The sequence below is a fragment of the Desulfotignum phosphitoxidans DSM 13687 genome (genome assembly GCF_000350545.1).
Taxonomy (GTDB): Bacteria; Desulfobacterota; Desulfobacteria; order Desulfobacterales; family Desulfobacteraceae; genus Desulfotignum; species Desulfotignum phosphitoxidans.
Map to the genome: position 1 here is coordinate 201486 of NZ_APJX01000004.1, position 24427 is coordinate 225912.

The 24427-nt window shown below is 53.3% G+C and carries 19 protein-coding genes; 15 read left to right on the forward strand and 4 right to left on the reverse strand.

Features of this window, described 5'->3' with window-relative positions; genetic code table 11:
• Position 1 precedes the first annotated feature (1 nt).
• The 14 genes from DPO_RS10665 (at position 2) to DPO_RS10730 (ending at position 18442) form a co-directional block, all read left to right on the forward strand.
• Entirely contained in the window at positions 2 to 280 is a 279-nt protein-coding gene (locus tag DPO_RS10665) for a hypothetical protein (protein ID WP_006965888.1), read from the forward strand.
• Entirely contained in the window at positions 280 to 2013 is a 1734-nt protein-coding gene (locus DPO_RS10670) for a peptidoglycan D,D-transpeptidase FtsI family protein (protein ID WP_006965890.1), read from the forward strand. Before DPO_RS10665 ends, DPO_RS10670 begins: the two co-directional genes overlap by 1 nt.
• Positions 2010 to 5033, forward strand: coding sequence for a UDP-N-acetylmuramoyl-L-alanyl-D-glutamate--2,6-diaminopimelate ligase (locus DPO_RS10675; RefSeq protein ID WP_006965893.1), 3024 nt, complete (start codon positions 2010 to 2012; stop codon positions 5031 to 5033). Before DPO_RS10670 ends, DPO_RS10675 begins: the two co-directional genes overlap by 4 nt.
• A 3-nt stretch (positions 5034 to 5036) precedes the next feature.
• Entirely contained in the window at positions 5037 to 6116 is a 1080-nt protein-coding gene (gene mraY, locus DPO_RS10680) for a phospho-N-acetylmuramoyl-pentapeptide-transferase (RefSeq protein WP_006965895.1), read from the forward strand.
• Between the two features lie 8 nt (positions 6117 to 6124).
• A complete protein-coding gene (gene murD, locus DPO_RS10685) occupies positions 6125 to 7501 on the forward strand; it encodes a UDP-N-acetylmuramoyl-L-alanine--D-glutamate ligase (protein WP_006965897.1) in 1377 nt (458 codons plus the stop codon).
• On the forward strand, positions 7494 to 8630 hold the full coding sequence (gene ftsW, locus DPO_RS10690; protein ID WP_006965899.1) for a putative lipid II flippase FtsW: 1137 nt from the start codon (positions 7494 to 7496) through the stop codon (positions 8628 to 8630). Before murD ends, ftsW begins: the two co-directional genes overlap by 8 nt.
• Positions 8627 to 9745 (forward strand): undecaprenyldiphospho-muramoylpentapeptide beta-N-acetylglucosaminyltransferase, encoded by a 1119-nt coding sequence (gene murG, locus DPO_RS10695; protein ID WP_006965901.1) that lies wholly within the window; start codon positions 8627 to 8629, stop codon positions 9743 to 9745. Before ftsW ends, murG begins: the two co-directional genes overlap by 4 nt.
• Positions 9732 to 11099, forward strand: coding sequence for a UDP-N-acetylmuramate--L-alanine ligase (gene murC, locus DPO_RS10700; RefSeq protein ID WP_006965902.1), 1368 nt, complete (start codon positions 9732 to 9734; stop codon positions 11097 to 11099). Before murG ends, murC begins: the two co-directional genes overlap by 14 nt.
• A gap of 5 nt (positions 11100 to 11104) precedes the next feature.
• Positions 11105 to 12037, forward strand: a complete 933-nt coding sequence (gene murB / locus DPO_RS10705; protein ID WP_006965905.1) for a UDP-N-acetylmuramate dehydrogenase — start codon at positions 11105 to 11107, stop codon at positions 12035 to 12037.
• On the forward strand, positions 12030 to 12905 hold the full coding sequence (locus DPO_RS10710) for a cell division protein FtsQ/DivIB (RefSeq protein ID WP_006965907.1): 876 nt from the start codon (positions 12030 to 12032) through the stop codon (positions 12903 to 12905). Before murB ends, DPO_RS10710 begins: the two co-directional genes overlap by 8 nt.
• 2 nt (positions 12906 to 12907) lie before the next feature.
• Positions 12908 to 14134 (forward strand): cell division protein FtsA, encoded by a 1227-nt coding sequence (gene ftsA / locus DPO_RS10715; protein WP_006965908.1) that lies wholly within the window; start codon positions 12908 to 12910, stop codon positions 14132 to 14134.
• 22 nt (positions 14135 to 14156) lie between these two features.
• Positions 14157 to 15437, forward strand: coding sequence for a cell division protein FtsZ (gene ftsZ / locus DPO_RS10720; RefSeq protein ID WP_006965909.1), 1281 nt, complete (start codon positions 14157 to 14159; stop codon positions 15435 to 15437).
• A 4-nt stretch (positions 15438 to 15441) separates the two neighbouring features.
• Positions 15442 to 17157 (forward strand): radical SAM protein, encoded by a 1716-nt coding sequence (locus DPO_RS10725; protein ID WP_236609945.1) that lies wholly within the window; start codon positions 15442 to 15444, stop codon positions 17155 to 17157.
• Positions 17158 to 17404: 247 nt separating this feature from the next.
• Positions 17405 to 18442 carry a 3-deoxy-7-phosphoheptulonate synthase gene (locus tag DPO_RS10730; protein ID WP_006965911.1) on the forward strand — a complete coding sequence of 346 codons (1038 nt, stop codon included), beginning with the start codon at positions 17405 to 17407 and terminating at the stop codon, positions 18440 to 18442.
• A 17-nt stretch (positions 18443 to 18459) separates the two neighbouring features.
• On the opposite strand, the gene DPO_RS10735 is transcribed toward DPO_RS10730, so the two are convergent.
• Positions 18460 to 19617 (reverse strand): MFS transporter, encoded by a 1158-nt coding sequence (locus DPO_RS10735; protein ID WP_006965912.1) that lies wholly within the window; start codon positions 19615 to 19617, stop codon positions 18460 to 18462.
• 181 nt (positions 19618 to 19798) lie between these two features.
• Here DPO_RS10735 and DPO_RS10740 point away from each other — a divergent pair, with 181 nt between their 5' ends.
• The gene (locus DPO_RS10740; protein WP_006965913.1) at positions 19799 to 22144 is read left to right on the forward strand and encodes an SLC13 family permease; all 2346 of its coding nucleotides are present in this window, start codon (positions 19799 to 19801) and stop codon (positions 22142 to 22144) included.
• Here DPO_RS10740 and DPO_RS10745 read toward each other — a convergent pair.
• From DPO_RS10745 to pth, 3 genes are all read right to left on the reverse strand, one after another.
• Positions 22141 to 23121 carry an RluA family pseudouridine synthase gene (locus DPO_RS10745; RefSeq protein WP_006965914.1) on the reverse strand — a complete coding sequence of 327 codons (981 nt, stop codon included), beginning with the start codon at positions 23119 to 23121 and terminating at the stop codon, positions 22141 to 22143. The genes DPO_RS10740 and DPO_RS10745 overlap by 4 nt on opposite strands.
• 70 nt (positions 23122 to 23191) lie before the next feature.
• Positions 23192 to 23725 (reverse strand): CarD family transcriptional regulator, encoded by a 534-nt coding sequence (locus tag DPO_RS10750; RefSeq protein WP_006965915.1) that lies wholly within the window; start codon positions 23723 to 23725, stop codon positions 23192 to 23194.
• A gap of 105 nt (positions 23726 to 23830) precedes the next feature.
• Positions 23831 to 24412 carry an aminoacyl-tRNA hydrolase gene (pth, locus tag DPO_RS10755; RefSeq protein WP_006965916.1) on the reverse strand — a complete coding sequence of 194 codons (582 nt, stop codon included), beginning with the start codon at positions 24410 to 24412 and terminating at the stop codon, positions 23831 to 23833.
• Positions 24413 to 24427: the final 15 nt, after the last annotated feature.

Genomic DNA, 24427 nt, shown 5'->3' on the forward strand with positions numbered 1-24427 from the left:
AATGAATGATTCCGCTTTGAAATGGGTGGTGATTCTCTCTGTTCTGTTTGGCGAACTGCTGCTTCATGCCTGGGTGAGAACCGGCGCCACCCAGGTGACCCTTGAAATATCTTTGGCCCAGTCCCGGTTGTCCGACCTGCTATCCTATCAAAGGGAACTCACCCTGGAGAGAGACCGGCTCAAATCCGACACCCGCATCATCGGCATTGCCCGCTCCCAGCTGGGCCTGACCGAAGATGTGTTCAATCAGACCCTTTTTCTTGAACAGGAGGAGGACTGATGCCGGACCCGGGTCAAAAAAAAATTGTCAATCGGATCCGGTTCATCCAGGTGGTTCTGATACTCATTTTAACAGGACTGGGTATCAAGTCCTTTGACATTCAGATCCTTAAAGCCGACGAATATGCCAGACGGGCGGAAAACGGGTATTCCCGGCATCTGACCATCAAAGGGGAGCGGGGCCGGATTCTGGACCGGCACTGGAACAAGCTGGGTGCCACCCTGGATGCGTTGACCGTCATCGCAGACCCGTTACGCATCGAAGCCCCGGTGAAAACCGCCCGGGCACTGGTCCCTTTGCTGGAGATGGACGTCGAAGACCTGGTGCAGAAATTTTCCAGACAAAGCCGATACGCCCTGATCGCGGAAAACATCTCTCCGGACCTGGCATTGAAAGTGAGAGCCCTGAATCTGCCGGGCATCTATTTCCAGAAAAGCTTTAAGCGGTTTTATCCCAACCGGGAGCTGGCAGCTCAGGTCCTGGGGTTTACCGGAAAAGAGGACGTGGGACTGGAAGGCCTGGAGTTCAAATACAATGACGTTTTAGAAGGCCACGCTGTCACCATCCGGGTCCGGCGGGACGGCACCGGTCGAATCCTGGATATTGACAGACAAAAACAGGCGGAGCTGCGGGGAAACGATATCGTGCTGACCCTGGACAAAAAAATTCAGTTGTTCACGGAAACAGCCCTGGAAGAAACGGTCCTGAAACATCAGGCCAAATCCGGCATGGCTCTGGTCATGCGCCCGGCCACCGGTGAACTGCTGGCCATGGCCCATTATCCCCGGTTCAACCCCAACAATTATCAGGAGTTTGATCCGGCCCTGTTCCGAAACCGCATCGTCACGGACTCATTTGAACCCGGCTCCACCCTGAAAGTTTTTACAGCTGCGGCAGCCCTGGAAAACGGCATGGCTCCGAGCACCATCTTTTTTTGTGAAAACGGCCGGTACCGCATCGGAAAATACACGGTCAAAGATACCCACCCCCATGACTGGCTGACCATCAATCATATCATTGCTTATTCCAGCAATATCGGTGCGGTCAAGATTGGGGAAAAAATCGGCAGACAGACCCTGCACGACTATTTAAGCCGATTTGGCTTCGGCAGTACAACACAGATAGACAGCCCGGGAGAAACCACGGGAACCTTGATGCCGCCCGAACGATGGACAAAGATCGACACGGGTGCCATTTCCTTTGGTCAGGGCATTTCCGTGTCAGCCATCCAGCTGGTTTCAGGCATCAGCACCATTGCCAACAACGGCCAGGTCATGAAACCCATGCTGGTGAAAAAAATTGTTTCCAACACCGGTGAGGATCTCAAAGTGTTTCATCCCACCCCGGTGCGTCAGGCCGTCTCCCCCCAGACGGCGGCCCGGGTCAAACACATGATGGCGCTGGCTGTCCAGGAAAACGGAACCGGCACCAAGGCGGCGCTGGCAGGATACAATGTGTGCGGGAAAACCGGCACGGCCCAGAAAGTGGTCCAGGGCCAGAAAGGGTATGCCAAAAACATCTACACATCGGTTTTTGCCGGATTTGCTCCGCTTCAGAATCCCCAGCTGGCGGTACTGGTGGTGGTGGATGAACCCCGGAACAAATATTACGGCGGGGATGTGGCAGCACCGGCTTTTAAAAATATTCTGGCCCAGTCTTTTAATTACCTGAGTATTCCCCCGGCTGCCGGGAGCATGGTGGCTGCAGTGACGGATCAAGGAGAGTCATTATGAAATTATCCGTATTGCTGCAAGACATCGTTCCTTCATTGCTGCAAACAGACATGGAGATCACCGGCATCCAGACCCGGGCCCAGGACATCCAGCCCGGCCAGTTGTTTCTGGCCATCAAAGGATATGCCGCCAACGGTCATGATTACATCAAAACCGCCCTGGACAAAGGAGCTGCCGCCGTGGTGGCCCAAAACAATCCCGATCGCCTGAACCGGGTCATTCAAGTGGAAAATTCCCGCCGGGCCGCCGGAATCATTGCCGCCAGATTCTTTGGAAACCCGTCCCGGGACCTGTTCCTGGTGGGTGTGACCGGCACCAACGGAAAAACCACGATCACCTATCTGCTGGAACAGATGTTTCTGGCGGCCGGTTTCCGCTGCGGGGTCATGGGCACCATCAATATCCGTTACAACGGCAAACATGTGGATGCCCCCACCACCACCCCGGACGCGTTGACAATCCAGAAAACCCTGGCTCAAATGAAACAGACCGGCATCACCCATGTCATCATGGAAGTGTCTTCCCACGGCCTGGATCAGTTCCGGGTGGACGGGTGTCATTTTGATATGGGAATTTTCACCAACCTGACCCAGGATCATTTGGATTATCACCCGGACATGACCGCGTATTACCACTGCAAAAAACGGTTTTTCACTGATTTTCTCAGGCCGGGTGTCAACTCACCCCGGTTGTCAGCCGTCGTCAACATGGATGACCCCTGGGGTGCCCGGCTGGCCGGTGAACTGGATTTTCCGGTCATGCGTGTCAGTGCTGAAACTGCTGAAAACAGCAGGTCGATGGAAGTTCGGGTCCAGGATATCATGGACTCGATCCAGGGCATCTTCGGGCGTATGCATCTGGGCAGCGACACCATGGGGTTTTCCTCTTTTCTCACCGGCCGGTTCAATCTGGAAAATATCTTATGTGCGGCCGGGGCCGCCTATGGCGCAGGGGTTAAACCCATACAGATCCAACAGGGACTGGCGGCCTGCAACGGCGTTCCGGGCCGGCTGGAAAAGGTTGCCAATCCGTTGAACCGGTATCTGTTTGTGGATTACGCCCACACACCGGGCGCTCTGGAGTCGGTTCTCAAAACCCTGAAACAGCGGGCCACCCGCCGTCTGATCACTGTTTTCGGCTGCGGCGGGGACCGGGATCGCACCAAACGGCCGTTGATGGGAAAAATTGCCTGCCGCTACAGTGACGTGACCATTGTCACATCCGATAATCCCAGGACTGAAAATCCGGACCAGATCATTGAAGAGATCCTGGCTGGTATCCGGGAAACCGGTACGTCGGTGACGTCATGGCCTGACCTGTCCAACAAAGACAAACGCCTGACATATGCAGATTTCTCCGGTGTGATCTGTCACGCCGATCGAACCTATGCCCTGGATGCTGCCGTCCGCATTTCCCGGCCCGGAGACATCATTCTGGCAGCAGGAAAAGGCCATGAAACCTACCAGGTCACCAATACCGGCACCATCCATTTCGATGACAGAGAACAGCTGGCCGCTGCCTGTGCAGCCATGGCAGAACAGTTTGTTCCCATCACCTGGACCCGGAATGATATCGCCGCTGCCCTGGAAACCTCCCCGGCAACCGACACCCGGAATGACGGATTTGTGTTCACAGGTATCAGTACTGACTCCAGAACCATTCTCTCCCATGAAATATTTCTGGCTCTGACCGGGGATACGTTTGACGGCCACGGCTTTATTCCGGATCTGGTCACACGCGGCATCCGGGGATTTGTGGTGAAAACCGGCACCCGGATTAATTCAAAAGAAAAAAACACCGCCCCGGGTTCAGGACCCGTGGTGTATGAAGTGCCGGATACCCTTGACGCTTTAGGCCGGCTGGGTCATTTCCAGCGAACCCGATCCGGCGCAAATGTGCTGGCCATAACCGGTTCCAACGGAAAAACCTCCACTTGCCGCATGGCCCGGGCCATTTTTCAAACCACATATGACACGCTGGCCACCCAGAAAAACTTTAACAACGAAATCGGGGTTCCCCGGACATTGCTGTCATTGTCTTGTGCCCACCAATGGGCGGTGGTGGAAATGGGCATGAACCAGCCCGGAGAGATGAGCCGTTTATCCCGCATTGCCGGACCGGATATCTGTGTTGTCACCAACACCACCGGGGCCCATCTGGAAGGGTTGAAAACCGCTGACAATGTGGCCCGGGAAAAAGCCCGGATTTTTGATCAGGCCGTTTCCGGCAGTGTGGCCGTTCTTTTCAACGACGACCCCAGAGTCCGGATTTTAAAAGATCATGCCCGCAACACCCCGGCCATTGAAAAAATCCTGACATTTGGCAGTGATGACACGGCAGATGTGTATGCCACCGATATCCGTTCCTCCGGCGGAATGACCCGTTTTCTGGGTCATATTCATGGAGAAACCGCCCGCTTCCATCTGCAGTCTCCGGCCCGGTTCATGGTCTTCAACGCCCTGGCCGCCCTGGCGGCAGCGGCCGCAGCCGGCATCCGCATACCGGACATGCAGGCCGGTCTGGCCGCATTCGCCCCGGTCTCAGGACGGCTCAGCATCCAGACACTTCCCGGCGGTATTCATCTCATCGATGATACATATAATGCCAATCCCGCTTCGATGACCCAGGCATTGGTGACCCTGGCTGAAATGGCAAAAGATCCGGCAACTTATGGAACCGGCCGGACAGTGGCGATTTTAGGAGATATGCGGGAGCTGGGCCCTGACAGCGAACACCTCCATCGGTCAGTGGGGCAAACCGCTGCAAAACTGGGAATTACCCGGTTATATCTGTACGGCCCGTTAAGCAGCCATATGCTGGCAGGAGCACTGGCCGAAGGGATGGCCAAAGATACCGTGTTTCACGGCAGCAAACAGGAAATCGAAGACCGGGTTCAGGCATTTGTGCGTTCAGGTGACTGGATCCTGGTCAAGGGCTCCCGGGGCATGGCCATGGAAACCTTTATTGCCCGGATGCAGACACTTCTACATGACACGGTTTCAAAACAGGGAAAGGATTGATTCATGTTTTACGAATTTTTATACCCCCTTCATGACCAGTTATCCTTTCTCAACATTTTCCGGTATATCACGTTCCGAACGATTTATGGGGGATTGAGTGCCTTTTTGATCTGTTTTTTTCTGGGTCCCTGGGTGATCCGGAAGCTGGCGGCCATGCAGATCGGTCAGATGATTCAGACGGACGGTCCCCAAACCCATCTGGGCAAACAGGGTACCCCCACCATGGGGGGCATTCTGATTCTGTTTTCCGTGTTCACAGCCACCATTTTCTGGGGAAATCTGACCAACCACTACATCTTTATTTTACTGCTCACGCTGTTGCTGTTCGGAGGTATCGGATTTGTGGATGATTTTCTCATGCAGGTTAAAAAACGGAACATGGGATTCACGGCCAAAGGCAAATTCATCATTCAGATCGCCTGCGGACTGGTGATCAGTCTGCTCATTTTTCTGAGCCCGGACTTTACCACCACCTTGACCGTGCCGTTTTTCAAGGATTTTTCACCGGACTTGGGCTTCTGGTATATTCCATTCGCCTGTCTGGTCATTGTCGGTGCGTCCAACGCCGTGAACCTGACGGACGGGCTGGATGGACTGGCCATCGGGCCGGTGATCGTGGCCTCAGTCACATATATGTTTTTTGCCTATGTGGCCGGTCACATTCAGATTGCTGAATACCTGCATGTGCGCCATATCACCTCGGCCGGAGAAATTTCCGTGATCTGCGCCATTCTGGCCGGTGCCGGCATGGGGTTTTTATGGTTCAACGCCCACCCGGCCCAGATTTTTATGGGGGATTCCGGTTCTCTGCCTTTGGGCGCGATTCTGGGCGCCATTGCCGTGGTGGTGAAACAGGAAATACTGCTGCTCATTGTGGGCGGGCTGTTTGTCATGGAAGCCCTGTCCGTGATTATTCAAGTGGGATATTTTAAACTGACCAAAGGAAAACGGATCTTCAGAATGGCCCCTTTGCACCACCATTTTGAACTCAAAGGCTGGCATGAATCCAAAGTGATCGTCCGGTTCTGGATCATTGCCATCACCCTGGCTATTTTATCTTTAGGCACGTTGAAAATAAGGTGAACAAAATCATGCAGTTGCCCCGGACATCCTACATACTGATCTGCGGTTTGGGCCGATCCGGCATGGCCATGGCAAAGTTTCTGGCTGCCCGAGGATATACGGTCAAGGCCACGGACTCAGATGCCGCCAAAAATGTCCATGCAATTGAACTACACGAGCTGGGCATTGACACCCGGATCGGATCTCATGATTCAGACACCTTTAACCGGGCCGGGGCCATTGTGGTAAGCCCGGGTATTCCCCTGAATATCCCGCATCTGGTCCAGGCAAAAGCCGCCGGTGTGCCGTTGTTCGGGGATCTGGACATCTTTTCACAGCACAATACCACCCCAATGGTGGCTATTACCGGCACCAACGGCAAAACCACGGTCACCACCCTGGTGCGGGACATGCTGGAAGCTTCGGGCATATCCACGTTCACAGGCGGCAACATCGGCACCCCACTGGTGGAATATCTCATGTCTGACACACCGGCCCGGGTGGTGGTGGCGGAAATTTCCAGTTTTCAGCTGGATCTGGCCCGCCGCTTTGCACCGGAAACCGCCGTGCTGCTCAATATCTCTCCGGACCACCTGGATCGATATCAGGGCATGGCGGATTACTGCCGGTCCAAATGGTCGATTTTCAAAAATCAGACACCGGACCATGCCGCCATAATCAATGCAGACATGGATGACACCTGTCATGTCCGTCCGAACCTATCCGCCCGATTATATGAATTTTCATCCACCCCGGGCACCCGGATTCACCGGGGGGCCAAAGTGGAAAATCAGACCATTCATTTGGTTCTGCCGGAAACAGCATCTGATCATCCCAGGCAAATTAAATGTGAAAACCGGGTCCGGATTCCCGGCATTCACAACCTGGAGAACATTGCAGCCGCTGCTCTGGCAACCCTGTGTGCCGGAGGCACTCTTTCGGGGATCCAACAGGCGGTCAATGCCTTTAATGGACTGCCCCACCGCTTGACATTCGTCACTGAAATAGAAGGTATTGAATTTTACAACGATTCCAAAGCCACCAACACGGATGCGGTAATCCGTGCCCTGGCCTGCTTTACAAAACCGGTGGTTCTGATTCTGGGGGGCCGGGAAAAGGACACGGATTTCACCCTGCTGGAACCGGCCCTCTCCCATGTTCGGCAGATCATTGCCATGGGTGAAGCTGCCCATCGTATTCATGACGTGTTCTCTCCCATTCGGCAGGTGAACGTCGTATCGAATATGAAAGCAGCGGTAATTGAAGCCCACAGGGCTGCCCGGCCCGGTGACGTGGTGCTGCTGTCTCCGGCCTGCGCCAGTTTTGATCTGTTTGAAAATTATGCGGCAAGGGGAGATGCCTTCACCCGTCATGTTCAGGATCTGGAGGCAAAAAACCATGGATAACGTCCGGTCCGTGCATCCGATTTTCAAGGAAAGACTGTTGCTTTTTCCGGCATTGATGTTGTGCGGTATCGGCATTGTCATGGTCTATTCCGCATCCTCGGCCATTTCCATGCAGCACCATTTCACACTTTTTTATTATCTCCAGCGCCAGATCATATTTTTCGGCATCAGCCTGGGCGTGTTGTTTGTGGCCGCCTCGTTTCCCCACCGGTTCTACAATCATCTGGCTTATGTGATTTTGATCACGGCCCTGATCTGCCTGACCGCGGTTCTCATCCCGGGGCTGGGGGTTGAAGCCAATGGGGCCCACCGGTGGCTGGATCTGGGGATGTTCCGATTCCAGCCTGCGGAATTTGCCAAGCTGGCCCTGATTTTGTTTCTGGGATACAGCCTGGCTAAAAAACAGCCCATGATCACGGATTTTTCCGTTGGATTCATGCCTCATATCATGGTCTTTGCCGTGTTTGCCACATTGATCATTTTTCAGCCGGATTTCGGTACCATCGTGGTTTTGGGTCTGATCTGCTGGGGCATGATGTTTGTGGCCGGGGTCAAAATATGGCATCTGTTATGCCCGCTGCCTTTTATCATTCCAGTGGTGTATTTTCTGGTTTTCAAGGTGGAATACCGGCTCACCCGGATTCTGACTTTTCTGGACCCCTGGGAAGATCCCTATAATGCCGGATACCAGATCACCCATTCATTGAAAGCCTTTGGATCCGGCGGACTTTTCGGTCAGGGCATCGGCATGGGCATGCAGAAAATGCATTATCTGCCCGAACCCCATACGGATTTTATTTTTTCCATTATCGGCGAGGAACTGGGCCTGATCGGGGTGTTGGCCATCTTGACCCTGTACGCCATCATCCTGGTCCGGGGCTGTTCCATTGCCAGAAATGCCGACACGGTGTTCGGCGCCATTACCGCCACCGGGCTCACCCTGTATCTGGCCATACAAATCATTATCAACATCGGCGTGTCATTGAGCGTGTTCCCCACCAAAGGGCTGACCCTGCCTTTTATCAGTTACGGCGGCACCTCACTGATCATCAACATGGCGGTAATGGGCATTTTAATGAACATCGGGGCCACCCGTTCCACATCGCCTGAAAAGGAAGGCCAGCCATGACGGATCATTTTCATGTTATCATTGCCGGCGGAAAAACAGGCGGACACCTGTTTCCCGGTATTGCCGTGGCCCAGGCCCTTCAGCGCCGGCATCCAGGGGTTCGGATTCGGTTTGTGGGCACCAGTGCTCTGTTTGAAACCACCACGTTGAATGCGTATGGGTTTGATCACACCCCGATCTTTTCCCGGCCCCTCAAAGGCCGGTCCCTGTTTCAGAAGCTCAAAGGACTTGCCGCCATCCTGGTGTCACTGGTCCAGTCACTGTGGATTATCCGGCGGTTCAAGCCGGATTTTGTTCTGGGCGTGGGAGGATATGCCTCTTTTGCCGTGGTGCTGGCTGCCTGGATTTTAAGAATCCCCACCGCCATTCAGGAGCAGAATGCCTTTCCCGGCATGACCAATCGTATGCTGGCCCGATTCAGTTCTGTGATTTTCACGGCTTTTGAAGACACCCGGGGATTTGATCAGAACCCTAAAACCCGGGTAACCGGAAATCCGGTGCGGGAACAGGGTCCCATTGTTCAAACCCGGGCATCCTGGATTTCTGATATCGATTCAAAAGACTTTGTTCTTCTGGTCACCGGCGGGAGTCAGGGAGCGGCCAGCATCAACCGGGCCGTGATGGACATGGCCCCCCGCATGGCTGGAATCAAAAATTTTTTTATGATCTGTCAAACCGGAAAAGGACACGAGGCTGAGGTCCTGGAAAAATTGCAGTCTGCCGGAATCCGGGCCCGGGTCCAGGACTTTTTTTCCGACTTGCCGTCTCTTCTGGCACAAGCGGATCTGGTGCTCTGCCGGGCCGGGGCCGGCACCCTGTCCGAGCTGGCCGTCAAAGGGGTTCCCGCCATCCTGATCCCCTACCCGTATGCAGCGGATGATCATCAGACCCACAACGCCAGATCCATGGCCGACCACGGTGCCGCGATCGTCATGGCAGACAGGGAATTGTCTTCAGATACCCTTTACCAGGCGGTCATGGATCTGAAATCCGATCCAAACCGACTGAACCGGATGGCCAATGCCATGGCACAGCTGGCAAAACCGGATGCAGCGGATCAGATTGCAGCCCATATTTTACAAAACAAAGGAGTCTCACCCCGTGTATCAGACTGATTATCATATCCATTTTGTGGGCATCGGCGGCATCGGCATGAGCGGTATTGCCGAACTGCTCATCAACTTAGGCTATACCGTATCCGGATCCGATTTGAAACTGTCTGCCATCACCCGGCGGTTGACAAACAAAGGTGCGACCATATTCAAGGGACACAGCAAAGAACAGGTGGGCAATGCAAATGTCATTGTCACTTCTTCCGCCATATCTTTGGAAAATCCGGAAGTGGTCCGGGCAAAAGAACTGGGCATTCCCATCATTCCCAGAGCGGAAATGCTGGCGGAACTGATGCGCATCAAATATGCCATCGCCGTATCCGGGGCCCACGGCAAAACCTCCACCACGGCCATGGTTGCCCAGATCCTCAACACAGCCGGACTGGACCCCACCGTGATCATCGGTGGCCTGCTCATGGACCTGGACACCAATTCCCTTCACGGGCAGGGGGAATTTATCGTAGCTGAAGCCGATGAGAGCGACGGCTCGTTTCTCAAATACGCCCCGGCCATTGCCGCAGTGACCAACATCGATCTGGAGCATCTGGATTTTTACAAAGACATTGAAGACATTAAAAACCAATTCGTTCAATTCATCAATTCCGTGCCGTTTTACGGGGTGGCCATTCTGTGCCTGGATAATGAACATGTCCAGAACATTCTGCCCCGGGTCACAGTACGTCACACCACCTTCGGCATGGCAGCCCAGGCCGACCTTCGGGCAACGGAAATCAGCTTCAAAGAGGGCAAAAGCCGGTTCACGGTCACCCGGCAAAACCAAAATCTGGGTACTATTGTTCTCAATCTGGCCGGACAGCACAATATTTCAAACGCTTTGGCCGGGATTGCCACCGGACTGGAGCTGAAGATCCCTTTTGACACCATTAAACAGGCATTGGAGCAGATCAAGGGGGTTAAACGCCGGCTGGAGATCAAAGGAGATAAAAAGCAGATCCTGGTCATGGATGATTACGGGCATCATCCCACCGAAATTATCGCCACGTTGAATGCGGTGCGGGAAAGTTTTCCGGGTCGGCGTCTGGTGGTCATTTTTCAGCCCCACCGCTATACAAGGACCCAGGCACTGTTCAATGAATTTTCCCGGGCTTTTTATCAGTCGGATGTATTGATTCTGGTTCCCATATATGCGGCCAGTGAGCCCCCCATTCCCCAGGTGGATTCCCGGCAATTGTGCCAGGGCATCCAGACCCATGGTCATAAAGATGTGTCGTTTGCCCCGGATTTCACCCAGGCATTGTCCATGGTCACCCGCAAACTCAAACCCGATGACCTGGTGCTCACCCTGGGCGCAGGCGATATCCACACGTTAGGCGAACAATTGCTGGAGATTTTATAAATCCGATGACATCACATTCCGGCATAAATTCATTGCAACAGGAATTTCATCTGAAAACAGATGTTCTGATGGCGGCCCATACCCGCCTGAATGTCGGAGGACCGGCAGACCTTCTGGCACAGCCCAGGACCCGGCAGGAACTGGTAGCCCTGCTGGGTGCCGCTAAAAACGCGTCTGTGCCGGTAACCATCGTAGGGGGCGGGTGCAACCTGCTGGTCTCGGATCAGGGGATCCGGGGACTGGTGATGGTGACCACGCACCTTAAATCCGGCATCCAGGTTCGACCGCACTCCGGCAATCATGTGCATCTTTTCATGGAAGCCGGCCAGCCGCTGTCCACGGTCTGCAAATATGCCGTAAACCAGGGTCTGGCCGGTCTGGAATTTTGTGCGGGAATTCCCGGCACAGTCGGGGGGGCTGTAATCATGAACGCGGGCACGGCTGACCAGGGCATCGGCAACCGGGTCTACAGTCTGGAGGTTCTGAATCTGAACACCTTGAGCATTCAAACCCTGAAAAAAGACGCGTTGACCTTTTCCTATCGGCGGCTGCATCTTGACAATCATCTGATTTTAGGCATCACACTGGCACTGTCACCGGGTGATCCTGCCCGGATCAAACAGACGTATGAAGACATTTTTTTACGCAAGCAGCACACCCAGCCCATGGATCTGCCCAGTGCCGGGTGTTTTTTCAAAAATCCGGGTCCGGACCGGCCGGCCGGCAAACTGATCGAAGAAGCGGGGCTCAAGGGAAAAACCATCCAGGATGCCCAGGTATCTTTAATCCATGCCAATTATATTGTCAACCTCGGCCATGCCACCTGCAAAGATATTCTGGCACTGAAACAGCATATTCAACAACAGGTGCTGGACCGATACAATATCGTTCTTGAAACCGAAGTCATCACCACAGGAGATGGAATGAAAAATGAATGAAAAATATTTGCCCAACCGGCGCAAAGAACCGGCAAACCCCACTGCCCCTGAAAAAACCGCCAAAAAATCATCATTTTTTTCCAGTTTGCTGAAACCGGTTCTGCTTCTCTGCGTTTTCAGCGTATTTGCTGTGTTTGCCCATGACATGGTGGTGCAAAGTCCTTTTTTCACCATTCGTCAGATCAACATCCAGGGAGAACACCGGGTGAAAAAAGAAGAAATTCTGGCCCTGGCCGACCTGTTGGGACCTGCCAATATTTTCCAGGTCAATCTGCCCGTCATGGAAAAACGCATTGCATCCCATCCCTGGATCGCAGCGGCCACGGTTCACCGGTCCTTGTTCTCCACGTTGACAATTTCCATTGAAGAGCAGCATCCGCTGGCCATCGTCCGGATTGAAAATTTTCCGGATATGATCATCAACCGGCAGGGAGTGCCGTTTAAAGCGTATGAACCGGACATGGATCAGAATGTGGCTCTCCCCGTGATCACGGGCCTGGATCTGACCAGCAGTGACAATTTCTACCATTTTGAAGGACCATTGTTCAACGCAGTGCTGGATCTTCTCCAGGGAAAATACCAGAACAACATCCGTTCCATCCACGGGGATGAACTGGTGGGCGTCACCATTCAGGCAACCGGACTGTTCAAGCCGTCTCTGGTGCCGAAAACCCGTGCGTTACCCATCTGTCTGGGATTTGATGATTACGACCGGAAACTGGACAAAGCCCGTCAGATCAGTCAGTACATTCACGCCAACATTCCCGGAAAAACCCTGTGTGCCATGGATCTGTTCGACACAGAGACGGTTTTTGTGCAAACCGCACCCAGGGAAACCTTACCGGCCAATATAGAAAAGGGGGTCTGATTTTGCAGGTGAATGAAAAAATAATTGTGGGCCTGGACATCGGAACCACCAAAATCTGTGCCGTGGTGGGAGAAATCCTGGATGATGAAATCAATATCATCGGTGTGGGATCCCATCCGTCCACGGGTCTTCGAAAAGGCTCGGTGGTCAACATCGAGTCCACGGTGGATGCCATCAAAAAAGCGGTCCAGGAAGCGGAACTCATGGCCGGGTGCGACATTTCTTCGGTCTATGTGGGCATTGCCGGCAATCATGTCAAAGCTTTCAACAGCCACGGCATCATTGCCATCAAAGGCCGGGAAATTACCCAGAATGATGTGGAACGGGTGATTGAGGCGGCCAAAGCCGTGGCCATCCCGGCGGACCGGGAAATTCTTCATGTCGTTCCCCAGGAATTTGTCGTGGATGACATGAGATCGATTCAGAATCCGGTGGGCATGACCGCCATCCGTCTGGAAGCCAAAATACACATTGTTACCAGTGCGGTCTCTTCCGCCAGAAATCTGGTGAAATGCTGCAACAAGGCCGGGCTAGAGGTCTGTGACATTGTGCTGTCCTCCCTGGCATCCGGACAGGCAGTCCTCAGTGCCGAAGAAAAAGAGCTCGGGTGCGTTGTGGCGGACATCGGCGGCGGCATCACGGATCTGGCGCTTTTCAAAGACAACAATCTTAAATTTATTTATGAATTGACCGTGGGCGGCCACAACCTCACCAATGATATCTCCATCGGACTGAGAACCCCGTTGCCGGAAGCGGAAAAAATCAAAATCGATCACGGCACCTGCATGCCGGAACACATCCGGAACGGGGCCACCATTGAAGTGCCGGCCGTGGGCGGCCGGTCCCCCAAACGGCTGTCCAAAGGAATTCTGGCTGAAATTCTGGAACCCCGGGTGGAAGAAATCTTTTCTCTGCTCAAAAAAGAGCTGTTTTCCAATGGGCTTGAAAATGCGTTTCCCGCCGGATTCATTCTCACCGGAGGCAGTGTGGTGATGGACGGCATCACCGAGATTGCAGAATCGGTCTTCAGTGTTCCGGTAAGAATCGGAGAACCGGACCGGATCGGCGGATTGAAAGACATTGTCAGAAACCCGGCCTATGCCACCAGCGTGGGCCTGGTTGTTTTCGGGGCCTCGGCCACCTGTGATCTGCCCGCACCAGAACCCGTCAAACCCGGCTTAAGACCGGTGGTCACACGAATGAAACAATGGTTTAAAGATATTATATAAACAACTCACCAGGGAGGTGGACATGAATTTTTCTTTTGTGGAAAGCAAAGCGTCAGCAAAAATCAAGGTTATCGGTGTCGGCGGAGCCGGCGGAAACGCGGTCAACAACATGATCAATGCCAATCTCCAGGGCGTGAAATTTATCGTGGCAAACACGGATGCCCAGGCCCTTGAAACATCCAATGCGGAAATCAAAATCCAGCTGGGAAAATCCCTGACCGAAGGACTCGGGGCCGGAGCGGATCCCAACGTCGGTAGAGAAGCGGCCCTGGAAAGCATGGATGAAATCCGGGAATCTCTGGAAGGCAGCCACATGGTTTTTATCACAGCCGGGTTCGGCGGCGGTACCGGTACGGGCGCGGCCCCGGTGATTGCAGAAATCTGCAAGGATTTAGGCATCCTCACCGTTGCCGTGGCTTCCAAACCGTTTTCCTTTGAAGGCAAAAAAAGAGAGCGCCAGGCCCTGGATGGACTGGAAAAGCTCCATGGCATCACCGACACCGTCATCACCATTCCCAATGACCGGCTTCGGGGAATCGCACCCAAAGGCGCCAGAATGGTGGATATGTTCATCAAAGCAGATGAAATTCTTCACCATTCCGTCAAAGGGATCACTGATCTGATCATGATGCCCGGCCATGTAAACCTGGACTTTGCCGACGTCAAAACCACCATGCAGAAAGCCGGGAAAGCCCTGATGGGCATCGGCATTGCCTCCGGTGAAAACCGGGCCACGGAAGCGGCGGAAAAAGCCATTTCCCATCCGCTTTTGGAAGATATTTCCATTTCCGGAGCCAAAGGCGTGCTCATGAACATCACTTCGTCATCCGATCTGACCCTGGACGAAATGACCGAAGCCTCGGACCGGATCTACCAGGAAGTGGGAGATGCTGCAGATATCATCTGGGGACAGACCTTTGATGAAACCCTGGGAGATGAAATCCGGATTACGGTCATTGCCACCGGCATCGGCGAAAAAGAACCGGAACTGGCTGAAAACATGCATCGGTTCGAACCCCCTGCAATGCCGGCCATGGAGTCCGGTTATGATGGCCAGCAGGCACGAAATCAAACAGCGGCCCAGCCCCGGCCGAATACTTTCGAAAATTCCGGTGGTTCCATTGCCAGGGGCCGGGTTCGGACTCCCACCCAGGAGGAGCTGGCCAACTGGAAGGAAGATCAAGTCCGGGTCACCCACAAACGGGTCGTGGGCGGGGAAGACATTGCCTTACCCTACACGGACAATGCCTTTGACAATGACAATCTGGAGGTGCCCACTTTTTTGAGAAGAAAAGCCGATTGATGTGGTGACACCATCAACCAGACCGTCTCATGACCTCCTGACTGAAAAAGGGGTCATCATCAAGCAGGGAAAGGGATTGACCCGGGTGGCCCTGGTCTATCCCAACACTTACAAAACCGGCATGTCCAACTTAGGATTTCAGCGGGTGTATCACCTGATCAATCAGGAACCCGACATTGCCTGTGAACGGGTTTTTCTGCCGAACCTCAGGCAAAAAAAGAATGCCGTGGTCAGCTGTGAAACTCGGCAGCCGTTGCATCACTTTGATATCATATTGTTTTCCATCTCTTTTGAAAACGATTATATCCATCTGGTTGACATACTCAGACAAGCAGGCATCCCCCCGCGGTCATCAGACCGAAACCACCTCCATCCTCTGGTGGCCGCCGGCGGGGTGGCCTGTTTTCTCAATCCGGAACCCATTGCCCCTTTCATGGATTTTTTTCTTCTGGGGGAAGCGGAATGTCTGGTCAATGAATTCTTTTCCCTGTTTCATCAATATCCTCATCGAACCGATCTGCTGGCTATTCTGGAAACCGACCTGCCCGGGGCCTATGTACCGGCCCGGCATCCGCCATTTTCTAAAAAAAAAATACCGGTCCGGTTTCTGGAAAACCTGGATCATATCCAGACCCATACCTGTGTTTTGACATCACACACTGCGTTTAAAGACAAATTTCTGGTGGAAATACTCAAAGGCTGTCCCCATGGGTGCCGTTTCTGTACCGCCGGGTTTATTTACCGCCCCCCCCGGATCTATCCCAAAGAAAATGTGTTGAAAGCCATGGACAAGGCGTCGGGAAACACCCGGAAAATCGGCCTGGTAAGCTCCGCCATCCTGGATCATCCGGACATTGCCGACATCTGTGAATATGGCACGGATCACGGATTTTCGCTGTCGTTTTCCTCTCTGCGGGCCGATAAACTCGATGACCCCATGATCGATCTGCTGCACCGATCCAAAGTTAAAACCGCCACCATTGCGCCGGAAGCCGGATCTGAACGCATGCGCCGTGTTATCAACAAAAAAATGACCGAACCCGATATTTTTCTGGCCGTGGAAAAACTGGTGGCAAAAGACATTTTAAACCTTCGGCTGTATTTCATGATCGGCCTGCCTTTTGAAACCGATGACGATGTCCGGGCCATTGTCAATCTGACCCGGGAAATCAAGGAACGCTTTTTAACGGTTTCCAGAAAACAGAAACGCATGGGCACCATCACCCTGAGCATCAATGCCTTTATTCCCAAGCCGGCCACACCGTTTCAATGGGCTGCTTTGACCGATGATGCCACGCTCAAACGCCGCATCGGCATCATCGGACAGGGTCTGAAAAAAACACCCAATGTCATTGTGAACCTGCCTTCGGTGAAAACCGCAAAAATCAGCGCGCTTTTGTCTTTGGGAGACCAAAACACAGCGAATGTGATAGAAACCGCCTGTGACCATGGATGGGCCTATGCGTTCAGGCATCATATGGATGACTGCCGCCGGATCATTTACACCCCGAAACCAATACCGGCGGTTTCCGGAATTGCGGATACCGATCCCTGCCCGGCTCTGCCGTCTTTACCATGGGATTTTCTGGATTCAGGCATTTCCAAAAAATTTCTTGCCGCTGAATGGCACCGGGCTGCAAAGGAAAAACAATCCCCGGCCTGCCCCATGATTGATTGCCGCCGGTGCCGGATATGTACCAATGAGAACGCTTTAAAATAAAATCATTGACCAAACGCAAAAAATATGGTTTAGCTAAACAAACGCCAACGGAGAATTTTAAATGAACTTGAGCGCCACAGACAGATCGTATGCATATTATTATGTGTATTATTATACGCATCTGCCTGGGCTGCCGTAAACCGATTCCATAACAAACAAAAAGCCGCAGGCACTCTCACCGCCTGCGGCTTTTTGCGTTTTAAAGGCTTTGGGCGGTGGGTTCTGATGACCTGCAAAGGAGACCGCCATGAAAAAAACCTTTGACATCCACGTAAAAGAGTTCAAACCCCTGATATCCCCCACGGAAATGAAGCAGGTCCTGCCATTGACGGATGCAGCTGCTCACACGGTTGTTTCCGGCAGAAAAGAGGTGGCGGATATTTTGACGGGAAAAGAGGACCGCCTGCTGATCATTGCCGGCCCCTGTTCCATCCATGACCCGGAAGCGGCCCTGGAATATGCGCATAAACTGATGGCACTGCGCCGGGAGGTTGCAGACAAAATCAACCTGATCATGCGGGTTTATTTTGAAAAACCCCGTACCACCGTGGGATGGAAAGGGTTGATCAATGATCCGTTTCTGGATGCCTCATACAATGTCAATGCCGGCCTGGAAACCGCCAGAAAACTGCTCATCGACATCAATGACACAGGACTGCCCACGGCCACGGAAATCCTGGACCCCATCACGCCTCAGTATATTGCCGGACTGCTTGCCTGGGTGGCTGTCGGAGCAAGAACCACAGAATCCCAGACCCACCGGGAAATGGCGTCCGGTCTGTCCATGCCCGTGGGATTTAAAAACAGCACGGACGGCCGGATCACCGCCGCTGTCAACGCCATTCAGGCAGCCGGCTCTCCTCAGCATTTTCTGGGTATTGATCCGGATGGCCGTTCCTCTGTGGTGTCCACCACGGGTAACCCGTTCTGCCACCTGGTTCTGCGGGGCGGTGCCACCCCGAACTATGACCCGGTTTCCGTGGGACGGGCCCGGACCATCCTCAGAGAGCAGCACCTGCCGGACCGCCTCATCATTGACTGTTCCCATGACAATTCCGGTCAGAAATTCACGGGTCAGGCATTTGTGTTTAAAAGTGCACTGGATCAGCGCCTTGAAGGGAATTCAGGCATCATGGGCCTGATGCTTGAAAGCAACCTGTTTGAAGGCCGCCAGAACTGTCCCGGGGACGGGTGTGCCCTGAAATACGGGGTGTCCATCACGGATGAATGCATTTCATGGGAGACCACGGAGCAATTGATCCGGTGCGCCTACAGCCAGTTATAATTTTTCATTTCCAGGGATCAGGCATCAGCCGATGCGGCTTTTAACTGTCCGGTGATGCACTGCACCAGCATCAGGGAAATGACACTCAATCCCGCACCGGCAATAAACGGGATCCGGTAGTCGATCAGCCAGAGCAGCCCCCCGACTGCCGGCAGTACCACTGCGGCGATATGATTGATGGTGAATCCCATGGCCATGCTGGGCGCAATATCCCTGGGATCGGCAATTTTCTGAAAAAAGGTGTTGAGGGCAATGGCAAAATTGAAAAACACATGATCCAGAACATACAGCACCCCTGCCGCTACCGGAGAACTCACCAGGGCATAGGAAATAAAAATAAAAATCAGGGCCAGGTATTCCAGGCTCAACATCCGGCGTTCCCCGAACCAGACAATGCATTTACCGATAAACGGGCTTAAAAAATAATTGATGCTGTTGTTGATGAGAAAAAGAACGGCAATTCCCTGGACGGAATATTCAAATTTTTTCACCAGCAGAAATACGGCAAACGCCATAAAGATCTGTCGCCGGGCACCGGCCATGAAGGTCAGGGCATAGTACAGCCAGTAGCACTTTTTAAAAATCAATTTTTTATGCTGGGGTATCATATCCGTGGATGCAGGATTCCTTGTGAACGCCCAAAGGCCGACCCCGGCCACCAAAGCGCCGAACACCACATACATCTGGGAAAAAGAAAGAAACATCACCAGAATAAACACCACACCGCCGGTAACCATGCTGCTTAACGCGGCATAGCTTCTGAGTTTCCCAAATACCACCGGCGCCACGGATTTGTCAAAATACTGCAACCCCAATGACTGGTAGGTGGTTTCATAATAATGGAACCCGAAACTCATCACCAGCGTGGTCAAAATCAGCCCCATGAAACTGGGAAGCATGCCCGTGGCGGCCAGCCCGATGCCTAAAAGCAGAACCGACAGGGCGGACAACCGGTGTTCCTTGAGAATCAACAGCACATAGACCACCAGCAAAGACAGAAATCCGGGAATTTCCCGGACAGACTGGATCACTCCCACATGATGACCTTCCAGATGAACCACGTTGACTGCAAAATTGTCAAACAGGGTCTGCCACACGTGCAGGCCTCCGGAAACCGTGATGGTAAGCACCATCAGATAGATATACATGGGGTTGTGAATCAATGCCTGTTTCATATCCGGGGTACTGGCCTTTTTCGTTGCTGAATTTTGTTTGTCAAAAAAAGTCACTATGTCAACCAAAAGGGGCGGTCTGTCAAGAAAAAACATTCAGGATTTACAAAATCAGCGGTGTTCAGTACTATTTGCGGATTGCTGTCTGTGTGGAATTCTGTGTGAAATAAGGAGTGCATGAACCATGGGTGACATCTATGTTTTGCTGGGTATTGTTCTTTGTGCCTTTGTCCTGTTTATCGGCGGCTGGCTCCGGGTGGATCTGGTGGGACTGATGGTGCTATCGGCACTGGCATTGACCGGACTGGTCACGCCCCAGGAAGCAATGGCCGGGTTCAGCAGCCCGGCGGTGGTCACGGTCTGGGCATTGTTTATTCTGACGGCTGGACTCACCCGCACCGGCATTGCGCATCAGCTGGGCCGGCCGCTTCAAAGGCTGGCCCGGGGCAGTGAAATCACACTGATGGCGGCGCTGATGCTTTTTGCCAGCCTGCTGTCCGCTCTCATCAACACCGTGACAGTCGCCGCGATTCTGCTTCCCTCTGCCATGGAACTGTCCCGGCGCAGCGGGTATCCGCCCTCCCGGCTGTTGATGCCCCTGTCATTGGGGTGCCTGCTGGGAGGTCCTTTCACCAGTATCTCCACCCCGCCCAATATCCTGGCAACCGATGCCCTGCGCAGCGCCGGACTGGAACCTTTCTCCATTTTTGATTTTACTCCCATCACAGGCGCCATTGTGGCAGCCGGCATCGTTTTTATGATCCTGATCGGGCGGCATCTCTTACCCACCCGGTCCGGAGAGGCAAAAACCGGTTATCACAAAGCCATTGGTTCATCTTATCAGCTGGACACCCATATTTTTACCACCCGCATTCCAGAGAACTCCCCGCTTCAGGGCCGCACGCTCTCAGAAAGCCGCCTGGGATCCGCCCTTTACCTGACGGTTCTGGCCATCCAGCGAAAAGGCGTCATGATGCTGGCCCCGGCGCCAAATCAGGTTCTGGAACCTGAAGATACGCTAATTGTTCACGGCAGTCCGGAGCATTTACAGCGCATTCATGCCAGCCAGCATTTAAAGATCGAACCACCGGAACAGGTCCGTGATCTGGTGTCGCAGCATCTGTTCATGGCAAATGCCATGGTTCATACGGCATCGCCGCTGTCGGGTGTTACTTTGGCGGACAGTGGATTGCGACGGGAACACCGGGTCCATGTTACAGCCCTGTATACTGCAGATCAGACACCGGTCAGGGATCTGCGTCTTCATCGCCTGACGCCCGGCGACCAGTTATTTTTACAAGGAGAAAAAGCCGCACTGGAAACACTGGCACACAACAACGTGGTGGATCAATTGCATTTTATAACACCGGATCACCCCCGGTTACCGGCGGAAGAGCAAATGGCACTGCTGCCGGTGCGGGTGCCGAACGGATCGGTTCTGGCCGGGCATGATCTCATCGAAAGCCGGCTGGGAAATGCGTTCGGTTTGACTGTGGCCGGCATTATCCGGGAGTCGGCCCTGATCTGGATGCCGGTTCCCCATGAAGAGATTCAGCCTGAAGATCTGCTCCTGCTTCAGGGGTCTTTTCATGATCTGGCAATTTTGCAGGGACTGCAGGACCTTGACATCACTAAACAGTCCGCACGGTTGTCTGAAGAGTTGGAATCCCAGCAGATCGGAGCCACGGAAGTGCTGCTCTCCCCCCGCACCACCATTGCCGGAAGAACCCTGGCAAGCCTGATGTTCCGGGAGCGGTACGGCATCAGTGTCCTGGCGGTCTGGCGGAAAGGCAGGGCCTTTCGCACTGGACTGCAGGACCTGCCGCTTCAGTTCGGGGATGCCTTGCTGGTGTATGGCCAGCGCCGGAATCTGGAAGCCCTGGCCCGGGATCCCGATTTCCTGGTACTGGACGAAACCGCAGCCCAGGCCCCCCGCCTGGAAAAAGCCAAGATTGCCGTTATCATCATGGTGACGGTCATTCTCAGCGCCATGCTGGGGCTGGTGCCCATTTCCATTGCCGCTCTGGCCGGCGCCACCTGCATGATTTTAACCACATGCCTGAGCATGGAGGAAGCGTATCGGGCCATTGAATGGAAGGTGGTGTTTCTGATTGCAGCCATGCTGCCTTTAGGTGCGGCCATTGAAAACACCGGGGCCGCCCAGATGGGGGCATCGGCCTTGATTGCAACGGTCGGGGATATGGGCCCCAGATGGGTGGTGGGGGCCCTGTTTTTCATCACCGTGCTGGGGACCCAGATCATTCCCACGGCAGCCCTGGTGGTCCTGATGACTCCTGTGGCCCTGAGTGCGTCAGCCACACTGGGAATTTCTCCGCATCTGCTCATGATGACCGTGGCCATTGCCGCATCATCCAGTTTTGCCAGCCCGTTGTCCCATCCGGCACACCTGCTGGTCATGGGTCCGGGGGGATACCGGTTCATGGATTATGTCAAAGTAGGGGTTCCCATTACCCTTATTTCTCTGGTGATCTCCGTGATTCTGCTGCCCATGCTGTGGCCGCCGTTTTAAACCGGACGGCCGGAAATCAGTTGTTCCCACACCTTTTGTGAATCATCAGAAACCCTGTGTGCCAGTGACGCGGCCACACGGATGAAGTCCTTGGGAGGATCCACGGCAAATCTGAATTTTTGGCCGGAATATGGATGATTAAATTCGATCTGCCAGGCATGGAGCATGTGCCGGGGATACGCCTGACGTCCGGTCCGGTTCCTGCGAAACTGATAGGTGCGGTCTCCTAAAAGCGGGGAATCCATATCATAAAAATGAACCCGGATCTGATGGGTTCGACCGGTATAAAGCTGCACTGACACCAGGCAGGCGTTGTCGAATCGCTGAAGCACCTGCCAACCGGTCCGGGCATGTCTGCCCGTATCGACATTTACACACATCCGTTTGCGATGCGTTGGATGGCGCCCGACAGGACGATCCACTTCCCCGGTCCCAGCCAGATCACGGCCGGACACCAAGGCCAGATAGGTTTTCTTCACCCGATGATATTTAAATTCTTTTTGCAGAAATTCCAGACTGTGACGGGTCCGGGCCACCAGAATCAATCCGCTGGTGTCTTTGTCCAGACGGTGAACGATCCCGGGCCGTGTGGGATCTGTTCCCACCTGATCCAGATCCGGGAAATGATGAATCAGGCGGTTCACCAGGGTATTGTTATCATGGCCTGCCCCGGGATGGACCACCAGGCCGGCCGGCTTGTTCACCAGGATTATGTAAGGATCCGAATGAACCACATCCAACGGCTGGGCATCCGGTTTCAGATTTTTTTCACTCTGTTCCAGCCGCATCTCGCCACAGACACGGTCCCCTTTTTTCACCCGGTATCCCGGGCGTTTCCGTTGGCCTGACACCCGGATCTCCTGGTTGTTGATCGCGGCGGCAGCCCGGGATCTTGAACACGCGGACACTGTTTGAGCCACAAGGGTATCCAGCCGCTGACCCGCTGATGACAAAGAAATGATTAAATCGATTTTCATGGATGGGTATAAAAAAACCGACGGGTGAAATCCATCCGCCGGTTCTAAGTTTCACAAATTGATTGTCCGTTTATTGAAACAGATTTTCGATTTCCTTCATCATGGAAATTTCATCCATGTCCTTTGCTGTGGACAACTCCTGAACCAGCAGGTTCTGTGCCGTATCCAACAGTTTGCGTTCCCCGAATGAAAGATCTTTTTCCAGTTTGAGCTGAAACAGATCCCGGAAAACTTCAGCCACATCATAGATGGAACCGGTCTTTATTTTGTCCATATATTCTCTGTACCGGCGGTTCCAGGTCTGGTTGTCCCCGTTATGAACCTTTTCCTGCATCACCTTGTACACTTCGGGGATCTCGTTTTCCGCAATCACCTCCCGCAACCCCACAGATTCGACATTGGAGGTGGGAATCATGATAACCATGCCGTTTTCCACAATTTTCATCATGTAAAAGTTCATGGTATCACCGTTTATCTCTTTGCTTTCAATGGACTCGATACACCCCACGCCATGTGCCGGATAAACTGCCAGATCCCCTTTTGCAAATTCTTTTTTGGTTGATGTGTTCACATTAGCCCCTGTGTTCTTGGATTTTTCACCCATTGGATAACCCACCTTGATATATTTACAATTTGCCCATTCTTGGATATATAGACACATTCTAACAAGATTGTCAATGAAAAAACCCAAATACCGGTTTTTAAAGGGTTATCGCCTGGAATTCACCTGATTCATGGCCTGAACAACTCCGCGGGAAAGAATGAGCCGGCATGCGGCCACCGCATCCTTGATCACGGTGTCCAGACCGGCCTGCTCTTCAGGGGTAAACCCACCTAAGACATGGCCGGTTACACCGGTTTGGGTGCCGGGATGTCCAACGCCCACCCGCACCCGGACAAAGCCTTTACTGCCAAACGCATCCACAATGGATTTGATCCCGTTGTGCCCGCCGGATCCCCGGTCTTGAACAATTTTAAGCACCCCGAAAGGCAGATCCATATCATCATGGACGACGATGATATCGTTAACAGGAATTTTGAAATAGGCGGATAATTTCTGGAGGGGGAACCCGCTCCGATTCATATAGGAAAGGGGTTTGACCAGAAACACGTCCTGGCCGTAAAGCGTTGTCCGGGTGTAATTGGCATCAAACCGGGTTTTGTTGAACTCAGTATCAGCTTGTTCTGCAATGGCCTGAACCACCAGAAAACCGATGTTATGACGGGTCCGGGAATAGGTTTCACCCGGGTTTCCCAGACCCGCTATCAATTTAAAGCGCGTGGATGACATAATCCATGCTACACG